We start from the raw sequence: 12965 nt of genomic DNA, 5'->3' as shown, positions 1-12965 counted from the left end.
AGTGACCACTACATTATCGATAGTCGTTATTATCGACTGTCGATAATTCAGGGGGATTTCATGGAACGGTCCAGGGGCGCATCGCCTAAAACGAAGAAGGTCGTCTCCAGGGTGGACGCGACTGCGCTGATGGTCGCGTCCGCCGTTGCCGCAATCGCGACGACAGCCCTCACCGTCACAGGCATCATCGAGACCTTCACCGGTCCGGCGACCCTTACCCTGCCGGTGGCCTCAACGCAGCAGCAGCCGGCCGGTCTGCAGCTCGGAGCAGAGGGGCGCTTCACCGCCGTCGAGGTGACTCTTCCGGCAGTTCCCTCCGGCGAAGCAGCGCTCCTGGCCTGGGCCGGCGTGCTGAGCCAGGTGGGCATCCTTGCTGTCCTGGTGCTGCTGTTCCTGCTGGCGTTCCGTCTGCGGGGCGAAAACCTGTTCACACCGGGATCCGTCTGGATCGTGGGAGCCTGCGGAGCGGTGCTCGCCATCGCCGGCACCGTTGGACAGGTGATCGACTCGGTCGCCCGGAACCGGCTGGCCGAACTGGTCGGGGCCAATCAGCGCACCCCGGACGAGAGCATCATCTTCATGGCGGACTTCAACATCGGACCGGTGATGGCCGGGATAGTCCTAGTGCTGGTGGCCGGCGTCTTCCAGTTCGGCCTTCGCCTGCAGAAGGACGCCGAGGGGCTGGTCTGATGCCGGCCGAGGAGGATACCGGGATCCACTGCCGGCTCGATGAGCTCCTCGAGGAAAGCGGGATGACCCTCACGGAACTGAGCAAGCGCGTCGGGGTGAGCCTGGTGAACCTGTCAGTCCTGAAGAACGACCGCGCGAGAGCGATCCGGTTCTCCACCCTGTCGGCAATCTGCGACGTCCTCGACTGTGAGGTGGGGGAGGTGCTGGTGCATGAGCCGTGAGCTTGCCGGCGTCGTCGTTTCAGGTCGGGGAAATCAGCGGTGCCCACGGTGTGGGTCTTGACCGAGTCGCCGGCGTGCCAAAGCCAGCCAGACGTCGTCAGGTTCCGTGAATCGACTGGATGCTCATACTTGGTGAGTCGGCAGTATTTTGCCGGTTGAGGTCTCCTTGAGAGCTCAAATTCGGTAAATCAGCAAAAACCGGCACGATAATGCCGATTTAGGTAGGAAAGGGTGTGCGGTGCTTATAAACCCATCCATAATCGGCACTATACTGCCGATTATGGATGGCTCTGAGGGCGTCGACGAGATCGCCAAAAGCGTGCGTGACGCGCGAAAGCAGGCAGGGATCACGCAGAGGGACCTAGCCGATTTATCAGGGGTGTCGGAGCGAACGATCCGAGCGATCGAAACCGGTACGGGCAACCCTTCGATGGCTGCAGTGATTGCCGCTGCAAGGGTGCTGGGCCTGCGGGTGGAGGTCCGGTGAGGGGCTCGGACCTGCAGGATCTGCGGTTCATCCGCAAATCCGACGTCTATCAGAACGGAGTGCTCGCCGGACATTTGGAGCGGACATCCTCCGCCGGAACACGCTTTTCCTACACCACGGACTTCCTGGGGAGCGGCTCACGTCCTATTGCCACCACGTTGCCGTTGACCGAAAGCGCGGTCGAGACACCTGCCGGCTCCCTGCCCGCGTTTTTCGCGGGCCTGTTGCCGGAAGGGTACAGGCTGAGCCTGCTGCGCAGGGCTGTGAAGACCAGCCTTGATGACGAGTTGACTCTCCTGCTGGCGGTCGGCGCAGATGTTCCAGGCGATGTGCAAGTTGTCCCTCACGGTGAAGCGCCGGCTGAACCAAAGGCGGCTGCCAACGCAACTTCGCCCGAAGAAACCGACTTCGCCTCGTTATTCGACGCCGTAGATCTGCACGCTCTGCCGGGTGTTCAAGCCAAGGCCAGTGCCTCCATGCTTACCGTGCCGCTGGCAATTCAGAGGCGTCGGTACATCCTCAAGTTGAATCCTCCGGAGTACCCGCACTTGATTCACAACGAGGCTATGCATTTGGCAGGCGCGAAGGCTTTGAAGATTCCGGTAACGCGAAGTTCTCTCGTAGCAGACCGGAACATGTTGCCCGGGCTGCTGGTCGAACGGTTCGACAGGCGCTGGGAAGCCGGCGCGCTTCAGCGTCTGCCGCAGGAGGACGCCACTCAAGTGCTGAACCTGCCTCCGGGTGCAAAATACGGGGTCGATGCCGAGGAAGTTGTCCTGGCTCTGGCAGGAGTCTGCAAAGCCGGCGCCATCGCTCGCCGCAACCTCTACCTTCAGTTCCTTTTCGCGTGGCTTACAGGGAACGGTGACCTTCACGCGAAGAATGTGTCGGTACTGGGTAGTACACGTGGAGATTTCGTGGTGGCGCCGGTCTACGACATCCCATGCACGTTGCTCTATGGCGACAACACGATGGCGCTGCCGATTGCGGGCAGAATCAGGAACCTGAAAGCGAAGCATTGGGCGGAATTTGCGGATACTCTCGGGCTGCCGGAACGGGCCGTGAAAACAGCAATCGGGCTCGCGCTTACCGCGGCCAAATCGATCGATTTGGACCAGCTCCCATTCAGCGGTTCACCGCTCAACGGAGCGAAGCGGGAACTGAGGTTCCGGCGCCGGGAACTTGCGGACTGATCCAGTAACCGTTCCTGTGTTCCGTACAAAGAGCCAGCCTCAGCCCGTCGCCTCAAGAATGAAGCGCGCGGTTTCCTCCGGCTGGTCCCAGTGTGGGAAGTGTCCGCAGTTCTCGAACACATGGAGCGTGGCGTCCGGGTAGAGCGACATCGCGACGGCCGCTTCGCTCAGCGGCGTGACCCTGTCCTGCTGTCCCCACCCGAACGCGAGTTTGCCCTTCAGGCTGCCCTGAGGCGCGCCCTCCTGCCGGGGTCCGTGCGCGAGTGACCGGCGCGCTGCGTTCAGGCTGGGCGAATCCGCGAACCCGCGCAGCTCCGTGAGCACCAGGTCCGGGTCGAGCTTCCAGGGAGCCGCCGAGAACTGGGCAAGAAGCGCCGTCCGGCCGGCCGCTTGCTTCACCAGTGATGGGAGGGTGGGCTGGATCCGGCGTACCAGCGCGATGGACGCCTTGATGGTGCTGTTGAAGATGCGCACCTGGGTGTCGTTCCAGAATCCGCCCGGGTCGAGCGCGACCGCGTTGCCCGTATGTCCCCTCCGTGCCATCTCGACGACCATTCGCGCGCCCATCGAGCTACCCACAATGTCAGCGCCCTCCAGATTTTCCTCGCGGAGGAAGCGTTCGACGGCGTCAGTCAGGGTTGCGATGCTCACCTCACCGGTGAGGGGCGAACTTTTCCCAAAACCGGGGAGGTCGATGGCGATGACCTCGCGCTGTGGCTGGAGCATCGGGAGGACGGGGTCCCAGTTGCGGATGCTGGATCCGAGTCCGTGGACCAGGACGAGTGGTTTGCCGGAGCCGGTTCGTTCGGTGTTCAACATGCGAATCCTGTCCTTCGGTGGCCACGCGGGTGCTGGGATGAGCTGAGATGATCCAGCCTAGTACCGCGCACGCCGGTGTTTCCGTGCAACTGCGGCGCGGCGCTTGCCCGATAGGCTGAACATTCCGACCAGCAAGGGGCAGCCGTGACACTTCACCATCTGGAACCGGGACCCGAGACGACGGTCCAGGTCTTCTCCCGCGATATTCCGGCGGCCCTCACGGTCAACCCCGGAGACACCGTACGCGTCCGTTCCCTCGATGCGTGGGGCCACCGGCAGCGCCAGACCTTCCCAGGCGAGGTGCAGCCTCAGCTGTTCGCCGATCGGAAGGGGCATTGCCTCACCGGGCCGATCGCCGTCGCCGGAGCGCAGCCGGGCGACATGCTGGCCGTCACCTTCGCGTCGCTGACGCCGGACAGCTGGGGCTTCACCAACGCCGGGCGCAAGGCTGATGAGCTCACCCGGCTGCTCGACGTTGAGCGCGGAGTTCCGCAGTGGCTGCTGTGGGAGGTGGACGCCGAGCGGGGGATTGCAATCAATGACCTCGGACAGAAGGTGCGGCTGGGACCGTTCCTCGGCGTCGTCGGACTTCCGCCCGCCGCCCATGGTGAGGTAACTACTACCCCGCCGCGTGCCGATAGCGGCGGGAACATCGACTGCCGGGAGCTGACCACCGGGTCCACCCTGTACCTGCCGGTCACGGTTCCCGATGCGCTCCTCTGTGTGGGGGATGGGCATGCCGCGCAGGGTGACGGCGAGGTGGGCGGCACCGCGATCGAGTGCGGTATGACGTCGGAACTGGTGCTCGATCTGGTCGCCAATCCGCCGCTGCGCTCGATCCATGCCGTGACGCCGACGTCGCGAATCACGTTCGGTTTCAATGCCGACCTGAACCTGGCCACGGCGGAGGCCCTGAAGGCCATGCTGACCTGGATGGAGAGCCTGTTCGGCATGGACCGCACCAGGGCGCTGGCGCTCGCGAGCACGGTGGTGGACCTGCGGATCACTCAGATCGCGAACGAGACCTGGGGCGTCCACGCGGTGCTGGATCACGACGCCGTCGGGTAGCGGACGCGAATCAGCGCAGAACCCGCCGCGCGGCCTCCAGCACCGCCTCGAGGTGGATACCGCGCAGGCGCATGATTTCCGCGCCGGAACCGGACTCACCGAACTCCTCGATGGAGACCACCTCGCGGGCGGACCCTGCCCACCGGTACCAGGCGTCACCCCTGCCGGCTTCGATCACCACCCGCGCCGTCAACGACGCCGGAAGCACCGACTCCCGATAGTCACCGTCCGCTTCGCTGAACCACTCAACACACGGTATCGAGATCACTCTCGCCGCGATGCCGTCGGCCTCGAGTACGCTTGCCGCCTCGATCGCCAGGGACACTTCGCTGCCGGTGGCAAGCAGCGCGACTTCGTTCCCCTCGCCGCTCTGCCAGCGGACAAAGCCGCCTCGTCTGGCACCGTCGGCGGTGGCGTCGTCGGACGTTAGTACCGGCACATCCTGCCGGCTCAGCACCAGCGCCACCGGACGATCCGGCGAGGCAATGATCCGCTGCCACACCGCCGCGACCTCCACCGCGTCGGCAGGCCGGACGACGTCGAGCCCCGGGACCGTACGCAGGGAGGCAATCTGCTCCACCGGCTGATGCGTGGGCCCGTCCTCGCCCACGGCGACGGAGTCATGGGTGAACACGTAGATCACGCCGAGTTTCATGAGCGCAGCCAGCCGGATGCTCGGCCGCATGTAGTCGCTGAACACGAGGTACGTCGATCCGAACGGACGCCACGGTCCATGCAGCGCGATGCCGCTGAGGATTGCGGCCATGGCGTGCTCGCGAATGCCGAATCGGATGAACTCTCCGGCAGGGTTCGACGCCGAGAACGGCTTGCCTGCCACGCTGACATTGGTCGAGCCGCTCAAATCCGCCGAGCCGCCCCAGAGCTGGACGGTGTCCTGCAGGGCAGTGAGGACCGCACCGTTGGTCTTGCGCGTAGCCACCAGGTCTCCGGGCGAACCGGTAGGCACTCGGGACAGGGTCGAGGAGTCGAGATGGCCGGCACGGAAGCTTTCCCAGCGCGCAGCAGCATCGGGCTGCTCCGAAGCCCACGCATTGTGCCGGTCCTGCCAGGCGGAGTACAGCTCATCCCCGCGGTCGGCGGCCGCGCGGGTGTGGCGAAGAACCTCAGCGTCGGCGAATTCCTCCAGGGAGGCGTCGGGCGCATAGCCCAGCGATTCCAGCACGCGCGCGAGCTCGTCCGCACCGAACCCGCCGGAGTGGGCTGCCGGCGTACCGCCGAACCTGGCCGACGGCGTTCCGATGACGGTCTTCACCGCAACAAGCGTGGGCTGACCGGTCCGCTCGGCGGCAGTGCGAAGGACGGACTCGATTCCGTCGAGGTCAGTGGCGTCGTCAATTTCGAGGACCCGCCACCCGTAGGCCCGGTACCGGGCGCGGACGTCCTCGGCGAAGGTGCCGCTGGTGTCGGCGTCGATGGTGATCCCGTTGTCATCCCAGATGAGCACGAGGTTATCCAGACCCAGGCTGCCCGCGAGACTGGAGGCCTCGGAGGACACCCCCTCCTGCAGGCAGCCGTCACCGGCCAGCGCCCAGATGGTGTGCTCCAGATGATCCGAGCCCGGCGTGAGAACAGCCGACTCCCGCCTGGCCGCCATAGCCATGCCGACGGCGGATGCCACACCCTGCCCCAATGGTCCCGTGCTCATTTCAACACCGACCGTGTGGTGCACCTCGGGATGACCCGGCGTCCGTGACCCCAGCGAACGGCTGGCCGCGAGGTCCTCCAGCGTCAGGCCATACCCGGTGAAGTACAGCTGGATGTAGAGCAGCAGGCTCGCATGCCCGGCGGACAGGACAAACCGGTCCCTTGCCGGCCACTGGGGATGCCGGGGAGAGTGCCGCAGGACCCTGGAGAAAAGGACATGGGACAATGGCGCCAATGCCATTGCGGTCCCGGCGTGCCCATGCCCTTTCTGCTGCACAAGGAAGGGTGGAATCGCCTGAGCGGCCGCGACTGCGCGAGCATCAAGTGCAGCGGGGAAGACGACGGCGGTAGAAAGTTCTCTAGTCACGGACGTCACTTTGGTATACACATGTACTTAAGTCAATGGTTGCGTGGCGTGCGGTCGCGGATCGACTGAGCGAAGGGGAGCACATGGGTAAGGGATTGGCAACGGGGTCCGGAGTCGCGCTGGACCTGATCCGGTCGGGTCGCGCCACCACCCGGAATGAGCTCGTCGAGGCTCTGGGGTGGTCCCGCATCACCCTGGCGCGAAGGCTCGACGAATTGCTTGAAGCGTCGATCATCGTCAGCGTAGGCCAGCTGGACTCAAGCGGCGGCAGACCGCCCGAAACATTCGCAGTGAACGCGGATGCGGGGCTGCTCCTCGCGGTGGACATCGGCGGTTCACACACCCGCCTCGCCATCACGGACCTGGTGTCCAAGGTGCTGAGTGTGGACGAGGCCGACATCGGCTTGAATGAAGGTCCCGCCGAAATCTTCGAGTGGGCCGGGCAGGTGTTCGACTACATGCTCCCGGCCATGGGCAAGGGGCGGCAGGACGTCGTCGGAATCGGCGTGGGCGTGCCCGGGCCGGTGGACGTTGCCACCGGACGACTGGCCAGCCCGCAGATCGATCCCCAGTGGGACGGCGTGCTGGCACGCGAATACTTCAACAACCGCTACGACCATGCGGTCTTCGCAGTGGACCGGGACGTGAACATCATGGCGCTCGCGGAGGCGCGGCAGGGCGGCAACCACCGCCAGAACCTCCTGGTGGTGAAAGCCGGGATCGGCCTCGGCATCGCCTTTGTCCTCGATGGGCGCGTTTACCGTGGTGCGCGGGGTGGATCGGGTGATCTGAGCAGACCATCGCCGTACGGCGGGAGCCTTCAGCGGCTCGAGTCGGTGGCTAGCGGTGCGGTCATCCGGCGGGAGCTGAGGGAGCGGGGCTACAAAGTCCGCACGAGTGCCGACATCGTGGCCCTCGCCGACAGCGGAGACGACATCACGCTGAAACTCCTCGAAGAGACCGCCGTGGCGATCGGCCAGACCCTCGCCGATGTGGTCGGTCTGCTCAATCCGGAGGCCGTGGTCATTGGCGGCAATCTCGCGCAGGCTGGGGACTCTTTCCTGGATCCGATCCGGCAGACGATCCTCAAGGGGGCCAGGGAGTTCGCCACGCGGGATCTGGTGGTCGAGCCCAGCAGGCTGGGCCTGGCAGCGGGAATCACCGGAGCGTCCCTGCTTGCCCAGGACGCCCTGTTCGACGCCGAACGGATCAGCAAGCTGACCCGGACTGGACCAACTGGCTGAGCCTCCCGCCGTCGTCGTGATTTAAGGCACTTTGGGATATTTGTAGACATAAGCCCCGTTTTGTCGATAGAGTGTGACGTGCGCCACCACGCACCCCTCACCTACCAAAGGAATTTGCTGTGACCTTGAATCTTGCCCAGGAGCTGTCGTCGATCACTACCAAAGCGGCGGCCTCGGACTGGAGGGCGGCGATCCGGCTCGCCGGAGACGGCCTGGTGGCCGGCGGTGTAACCACGGAAGCGTACACCGAAGAAATGATCACTGCTGTCGAGGAACACGGACCTTACATTGTGATCGCCCCGGGTATCGCGCTGGCTCACTCACGCCCGGCGGACTCGGTTCTCAAGAGCGGCCTGAGCTGGGTGAGCCTGGAAACACCCGTCGAGTTCGGCCACGCGTCGAATGATCCGGTGACCCTGGTCATCGGGTTGGCAGCGCTGGATAAGTCCGCGCACATTGACGTCCTCAAGGCAGTCGCCGGTGTCCTCTCCAACAAGGAGATTCGCGGACGGCTCGAAGCAGCGGACACCCCGGACGAGGTCCGCGACGTCCTCAGCAGTCTCGCCACCAAATAGATGTTCTCCCTACTCAACCTGGACCTGAAAGGCATCTCATGAAGATCGTCGCCGTATGCGGAATGGGCATTGGTACCTCAGTGCTTCTCAAGATGAACGCAGAGAAAGTTCTCGCAGCACTGGGCATCGACGCAGATGTTGAGGCCGCGGATATTGGGGTGGCCCGAGGCGCAGCGCAGACCGCGGACATTGTCCTCACCTCTGACGAGCTGGCACCGGAGATCGGCGACGTTCCCGCCGAGGTCATCATCATCGAAAACTTCTTTGACCTTGATGAGATCACCGAAAAACTCACTCCGGCCGTCCAGTAAGACCTCACCTCCCGAATTAGAAGAAAAGGAGCACCCACAATGGAGTGGCTCGTCGTAGTACTGAACTTTATTGGTCAGCAGATCCTCAATGTGCCGGCCTACCTGATCGGCATCATCACCGCCATTGGTTTGATGGCCATGAGGCGCAATTCCGGGCAGGTCATCGGAGGCGCACTGAAAGCAGCGCTGGGGTTCCTCATCCTAGGTGCCGGCGCAACGGTGGTGGTCGGTTCGCTGGATCCGCTGGGCGTCCTGATCCTCGCCGTGACCGGTGCGCAGGGTGTGATCCCTACCAATGAGGTCATTACCGCGCTTGCCCAGGAAGAGTTCGGTGCGCAGAGCGCTTACGTCCTGACGCTCGGGTTCATCGTGATGCTTTTGCTGGCACGTTTCACGCCGCTGAAGTACGTGTTCCTGACCGGGCACCACATGGTGTTCATGGCGACCATGCTTACTGTGGTGCTATCGGTCGGATTCGGGGACGGCCTGAGCTGGCTGGTGGTGCTCATCGGAGCGGTGCTGCTCGGCGTCATCATGGTGGTCATGCCGGCGTTCGCCCATCCCTGGACGAAGAAGATCACGGGGAATGACACCATCGCGATCGGCCACTTCGGCACCCTGGGCTACATCGCCGCAGGCGCCTCGGGCCAGGTTGTCGGCCGGCGGAGCAAGTCCACCGAGGACATCCAGTTCCCGCAGGGCCTCAAGTTCCTGCGTGACTCCATGGTTGCTACCTCGCTGTCCATGGTCCTGATCTACCTTGTCTTCGCCGTCTGGGGATTGATTGCCCTTCCGCTGGATGAGGCCTTGGCGATCTTCGGTGTGGCAGACGCCGGCGCATTCATTATGGAAGGCTTTGGCCTGGCGCTTCAGTTCGGTGTTGGTGTAGCGGTCATCCTGTATGGCGTCCGCACGGTCCTGGGCGAGCTGGTTCCCGCGTTCCAGGGCATCGCCGAGAAGGTTGTGCCCGGTGCGAAGCCGGCGCTGGATATCCCGATCGTGTTCCCTTTCGGTGCCAACGCTGTGCTGATCGGGTTCCTCAGCTCGTTCGCCGGCGGCCTGATCAGCCTCGGAATCCTTGCACTGTGGCTGAACCCGATGTTTGGGCTGGCGCTGATTCTGCCCGGCATGGTTCCGCACTTCTTCACCGGCGGCGGTGCCGGCGTGTACGGGAACGCGACGGGCGGCCGCAAGGGCGCTGTGATCGGCGGTTTTGTGAACGGCGTGATCATCACCATCCTGCCGGCGATCCTCCTGCTGGTGCTCGGCGAGCTCGGGTTCTCCAACAGCACGTTCGGCGATGCCGACTTCGGCTGGTTCGGCACCCTGATCGGTGTCAGCCTGCTGGGCGGAACCACGCTGAGCGTCATCATGACCATCCTGATTGCGGTGGCACTGGTGACCGCGGCCATCTTCTTCCAGCGGAAGTTCGTGGATACGGGCTGGGTGCCGGGCTCGAACCGCCAGGAATGGCTGGATGGTTTGAAGGCTGAGGAGAAGGCACGCCTCGATGCGGAGAAGGCCCGCAAGGCTGAGGAGCGGAAGTCGGCGAGCGTGGCTCAGAAGGCTGAGTAGGAGCTAGAGGCAGGGAAGGGCGGCACCGAAGGCGGTGCCGCCTTTTCTGCCCTAGAGACTGATGGATTGAACGACGACGACGGCGTCAGCCACTACCGCTCTGCGGGGATGTGGCTATGGAGATCGCGATGCTACTCGCCACGGATCGAAGGTCTTCGGGAAACTGATTGGGCACCTGGTGCGCGCTGCGGTGCCGGTCCGAGTGGGACCGGTAGATCGTGTGGACCGAGAACCGGCAGACCCGATCGCGCAGGGCGTGCCGCACCCGTTCATCATTCCCCAGCAGGAGATGTAGGGGAAGTTCTTCGACATTAGCTGCACTCGAAGGTGCTCAGTTTGTCGATGATGGACGGCCACGGTCCCATCCGTGTGAACGGGTCAGCGAATGCTGATCGACAATGTCCCGCGAACCACAGCACTCTTGGAGCTACTCTTGTCTTGTAAAGCGGGGGTCGTCGGTTCGAATCCGACAGGGGGCTCCATCAAGAACCGCTCAAGCACTGGGAAGTAGCTCAGTCGCTGGGCGGTTTTCTTTTGCCCGAGAACGGGGCATCCCCTCCAAATCCCCTCCGACGAAAGTCGGAAACCGTGCCGGGCATGAACAGACATTTGTACCTCGTCTTAGCTTAGGCTCAGGCATTCTCGGGGTGTCGGAGGCCTTGGCCAGGCCACGCGTCGATACCATGGTCAACGGCTCATACACGGACGGAATGGAGAAGTGCTAGTGACCGCTGACGCTATTGAGGAACCGCCATACTTTCTGCACCATCCTGTGTATCTGGACACGCCTATGATGACTAGCTTTTTGGCCCACCTTGAGGGTGGCATATCCACAGATGAAGAGGAAGTCACACGCCAAGGTGGCTTTCGAGACCGTCTTTTAGCCGCTCGGACCGGCTTCCGGTTCAACCTCCCCCTTGTTGCTGATGTCAACGTGGGTGGTGATGGGTCAACTCAAAGTAGAGATGAATCCAACAGCGAGGTCACCACCAACCGCCACCACACATCCGCGAGCTTGTTCAACGCGCTATACAAGTATTTGCGGGAAGATGGTCAGCTAACGTCGGTCACAAACAATTCAGAGTTGGCCGGTATCACGAGTGGCCGTCTCGTCGAGATCAATGGACGTTATCTCGGCAATCCCTTAGAGGACATGCTGATTTTTGTCGACTCGCTGGTTGGGTACTTGAAAACGCAGCAAGACGCTTCCCCTGGACCTGCGCAGCCCACCCGGGCCAAAGCGAAGCGCTCAGGCAACCCAGCTGTAAGATCAGCAGCAACGACCGATACGAAAGAACCTGAGAACAATTCAGGACTGGAATCGGAAGGTGTTGCCCTCGTGGCCAAGATGGCCGAAGACATACGATCTGCCCATGTCCACGATCTGCTGATGAGGACTGATGAAGGTCTTTCCTCAGTTCTGACGGTTTCGTCCGATTTTTACACATCCGCGACGAACGAGTACTTGAAGTCTGGCGATTTCACAGTAGTGGGGAAGGTTACCCGCGTATTCACAGCGGACGAGTCCATCAACCTTTCTCGACGAACCGTCCTCGGCGCAGTGAATGCCGAACTCGCGCAGGGCGTTATCGATGGCTTCAGTCAGATGCAGTCTGAGGGGAGCCCCGAACCTGTAATCGTTGCTGGACCAGCCGTGCAGATACTGCCTATGGCGATTTTCGTTTAGCGGCCTGGACGGGCGCAGGGTGATCGCTTTGCGAATGTGTCAAGAAACGCCAAGGGAGAGGTCAGAGGCTGTCGAGATCATTGAGGAATCGTTTTACTGCGTCCTGTGAGGCGCTTTCCTGCGACATGATCGCGTCCCAGAGCATTTCAATCTCGACTCCGGACGAGAGGCCAATCCTTGGTCGATCAATGCGCTCAATTTCCTCGCCTTCGGAATCGAGCATGGTGAAAACAGGGCTTCCCACAAACAAGTTCTTAGACATGGTGACCGTTGCGTTGCTCGTCGAATAGGAGTAGCTGTTCTCTCCTGTCTTCTTCCATTTGACCCGCTCAGCTTTCGTGAGATGAATAAGCTTTCGGATGGTTCGTTCGACGTAGTCGTTCACTTCAAACATTGCCAACTGACCTCTCAAGTGCTCTTTGTGCGATGAAACCAAACTCACCAGTCACTTTGTCAACGGCGAGGAGAACGGCGTGGGCTTGGTCCTGCAGTTCGAACGATTCAGTCTCAGGGGTCTCAGCGTAATGAATGCCGACGGTGCCAGCGCAGCCGATTGAGTGCTGAATATCCCGAAGGTAATCGCTCTCGATCGTTTCATCTGAGCTGAGCAGTCCTCTCAGCTGACTAGCCTCAGACTTCCACTGACTGCAAAGCTTGACAAAGAGACTGCCATTGGAGGCGCGCATCGCTTGCACCAACTCTGCTTCGCAGGCACCGAGTTGCTGAGTCAACAGAAGCAAAGAGCCGGCCCTCAGACCCGAAACCGATTCTTCGATTGTTGTCTTTGCTGTTTCGACCGCACCCCTGGTCTTGATTATCTGCCATATCGCAATGGCTAGACCCACAAAACCCACCATCAAGCCTGCACGCTCGACGATGATCCACGCTTCGTCCGAGGTCATCGCACGGTCCTATAGACCTGCACGGTGCCTCCTGATGCTCAACTCGAACTACATGTAATCGGGATCAAGGGACTGCTGAAGGTTTGGTTGACTCCTGACCTGTGAGGATTAACCTCGCGGGTGGAAGGATGTTCATCATGCCCAAGGCCTTTCCCGAAGAG

General features: G+C 62.3%; 14 protein-coding genes. 10 read left to right on the top strand and 4 right to left on the bottom strand.

The genetic code is table 11. The features are described from left to right. The first annotated feature begins 60 nt into the window (after positions 1 to 60). The 4 genes from BLS52_RS07345 to BLS52_RS07330 all read left to right on the top strand — a co-directional run bounded on the left by BLS52_RS07345 (position 61) and on the right by BLS52_RS07330 (position 2591). Positions 61 to 690 (top strand): hypothetical protein, encoded by a 630-nt coding sequence (locus BLS52_RS07345; RefSeq protein ID WP_090585559.1) that lies wholly within the window; start codon positions 61 to 63, stop codon positions 688 to 690. Beyond that, complete coding sequence (locus tag BLS52_RS07340; protein ID WP_090585558.1) at positions 687 to 911, top strand: helix-turn-helix domain-containing protein; 225 nt, start codon at positions 687 to 689, stop codon at positions 909 to 911. Before BLS52_RS07345 ends, BLS52_RS07340 begins: the two co-directional genes overlap by 4 nt. 280 nt (positions 912 to 1191) lie before the next feature. Beyond that, complete coding sequence (locus BLS52_RS07335) at positions 1192 to 1398, top strand: helix-turn-helix transcriptional regulator (RefSeq protein ID WP_035778704.1); 207 nt, start codon at positions 1192 to 1194, stop codon at positions 1396 to 1398. After that, positions 1395 to 2591: a type II toxin-antitoxin system HipA family toxin gene (locus BLS52_RS07330; RefSeq protein ID WP_090585556.1), complete on the top strand. Its 1197-nt coding sequence runs from the start codon at positions 1395 to 1397 to the stop codon at positions 2589 to 2591. The genes BLS52_RS07335 and BLS52_RS07330 overlap by 4 nt, the downstream gene beginning before the upstream one ends. A 39-nt stretch (positions 2592 to 2630) precedes the next feature. Here BLS52_RS07330 and BLS52_RS07325 read toward each other — a convergent pair whose 3' ends face one another. Beyond that, positions 2631 to 3410 carry an alpha/beta fold hydrolase gene (locus BLS52_RS07325; protein ID WP_090585554.1) on the bottom strand — a complete coding sequence of 260 codons (780 nt, stop codon included), beginning with the start codon at positions 3408 to 3410 and terminating at the stop codon, positions 2631 to 2633. A 144-nt stretch (positions 3411 to 3554) separates the two neighbouring features. Here BLS52_RS07325 and BLS52_RS07320 point away from each other — a divergent pair, with 144 nt between their 5' ends. Beyond that, positions 3555 to 4478: an acetamidase/formamidase family protein gene (locus BLS52_RS07320; RefSeq protein ID WP_090585552.1), complete on the top strand. Its 924-nt coding sequence runs from the start codon at positions 3555 to 3557 to the stop codon at positions 4476 to 4478. A gap of 10 nt (positions 4479 to 4488) precedes the next feature. Here the strand turns inward: BLS52_RS07320 and BLS52_RS07315 are convergent, their stop codons facing one another. Further along, positions 4489 to 6510 carry a transketolase family protein gene (locus BLS52_RS07315; protein ID WP_175460108.1) on the bottom strand — a complete coding sequence of 674 codons (2022 nt, stop codon included), beginning with the start codon at positions 6508 to 6510 and terminating at the stop codon, positions 4489 to 4491. Positions 6511 to 6593: 83 nt separating this feature from the next. On the opposite strand from BLS52_RS07315, the gene BLS52_RS07310 reads away from it, so the two are divergent. The 5 genes from BLS52_RS07310 (at position 6594) to BLS52_RS07290 (ending at position 11902) form a co-directional block, all read left to right on the top strand. Next, a complete protein-coding gene (locus tag BLS52_RS07310; RefSeq protein WP_090585548.1) occupies positions 6594 to 7754 on the top strand; it encodes an ROK family transcriptional regulator in 1161 nt (386 codons plus the stop codon). Positions 7755 to 7873: 119 nt separating this feature from the next. Continuing rightward, positions 7874 to 8329 (top strand): PTS sugar transporter subunit IIA, encoded by a 456-nt coding sequence (locus BLS52_RS07305; protein WP_026545188.1) that lies wholly within the window; start codon positions 7874 to 7876, stop codon positions 8327 to 8329. Between the two features lie 38 nt (positions 8330 to 8367). Next, entirely contained in the window at positions 8368 to 8640 is a 273-nt protein-coding gene (locus BLS52_RS07300; RefSeq protein WP_026545189.1) for a PTS sugar transporter subunit IIB, read from the top strand. A gap of 39 nt (positions 8641 to 8679) precedes the next feature. Continuing rightward, positions 8680 to 10215 (top strand): PTS ascorbate transporter subunit IIC, encoded by a 1536-nt coding sequence (locus BLS52_RS07295; protein ID WP_090585546.1) that lies wholly within the window; start codon positions 8680 to 8682, stop codon positions 10213 to 10215. 724 nt (positions 10216 to 10939) lie between these two features. Next, positions 10940 to 11902 carry a DUF6414 family protein gene (locus tag BLS52_RS07290; protein ID WP_139186235.1) on the top strand — a complete coding sequence of 321 codons (963 nt, stop codon included), beginning with the start codon at positions 10940 to 10942 and terminating at the stop codon, positions 11900 to 11902. A 61-nt stretch (positions 11903 to 11963) separates the two neighbouring features. Here the strand turns inward: BLS52_RS07290 and BLS52_RS07285 are convergent, their stop codons facing one another. Both BLS52_RS07285 and BLS52_RS07280 read right to left on the bottom strand, forming a co-directional pair. After that, positions 11964 to 12296 (bottom strand): hypothetical protein, encoded by a 333-nt coding sequence (locus BLS52_RS07285; RefSeq protein WP_090585542.1) that lies wholly within the window; start codon positions 12294 to 12296, stop codon positions 11964 to 11966. Further along, positions 12289 to 12804 carry a hypothetical protein gene (locus BLS52_RS07280; RefSeq protein WP_090585541.1) on the bottom strand — a complete coding sequence of 172 codons (516 nt, stop codon included), beginning with the start codon at positions 12802 to 12804 and terminating at the stop codon, positions 12289 to 12291. Before BLS52_RS07280 ends, BLS52_RS07285 begins: the two co-directional genes overlap by 8 nt. Positions 12805 to 12965 lie beyond the last annotated feature (161 nt).

This window comes from Arthrobacter subterraneus, from assembly GCF_900099735.1.
Classification (GTDB): domain Bacteria; phylum Actinomycetota; class Actinomycetes; order Actinomycetales; family Micrococcaceae; genus Arthrobacter_D; species Arthrobacter_D subterraneus.
This window is presented reverse-complemented; position numbering and strand designations above follow the sequence as displayed.

What these genes read in the sequence shown, in the direction of transcription:
- BLS52_RS07285 (WP_090585542.1), bottom strand. Translation starts at nt 12,296, where the DNA reads ATGTTTGAAGTGAACGACTACGTCGAACGAACCATCCGAAAGCTTATT.
- BLS52_RS07300 (WP_026545189.1), top strand. Translation starts at nt 8,368, where the DNA reads ATGAAGATCGTCGCCGTATGCGGAATGGGCATTGGTACCTCAGTGCTT.
- BLS52_RS07345 (WP_090585559.1), top strand. Translation starts at nt 61, where the DNA reads ATGGAACGGTCCAGGGGCGCATCGCCTAAAACGAAGAAGGTCGTCTCC.
- BLS52_RS07310 (WP_090585548.1), top strand. Translation starts at nt 6,594, where the DNA reads ATGGGTAAGGGATTGGCAACGGGGTCCGGAGTCGCGCTGGACCTGATC.
- BLS52_RS07295 (WP_090585546.1), top strand. Translation starts at nt 8,680, where the DNA reads ATGGAGTGGCTCGTCGTAGTACTGAACTTTATTGGTCAGCAGATCCTC.
- BLS52_RS07325 (WP_090585554.1), bottom strand. Translation starts at nt 3,410, where the DNA reads ATGTTGAACACCGAACGAACCGGCTCCGGCAAACCACTCGTCCTGGTC.
- BLS52_RS07280 (WP_090585541.1), bottom strand. Translation starts at nt 12,804, where the DNA reads ATGACCTCGGACGAAGCGTGGATCATCGTCGAGCGTGCAGGCTTGATG.
- BLS52_RS07335 (WP_035778704.1), top strand. Translation starts at nt 1,192, where the DNA reads ATGGATGGCTCTGAGGGCGTCGACGAGATCGCCAAAAGCGTGCGTGAC.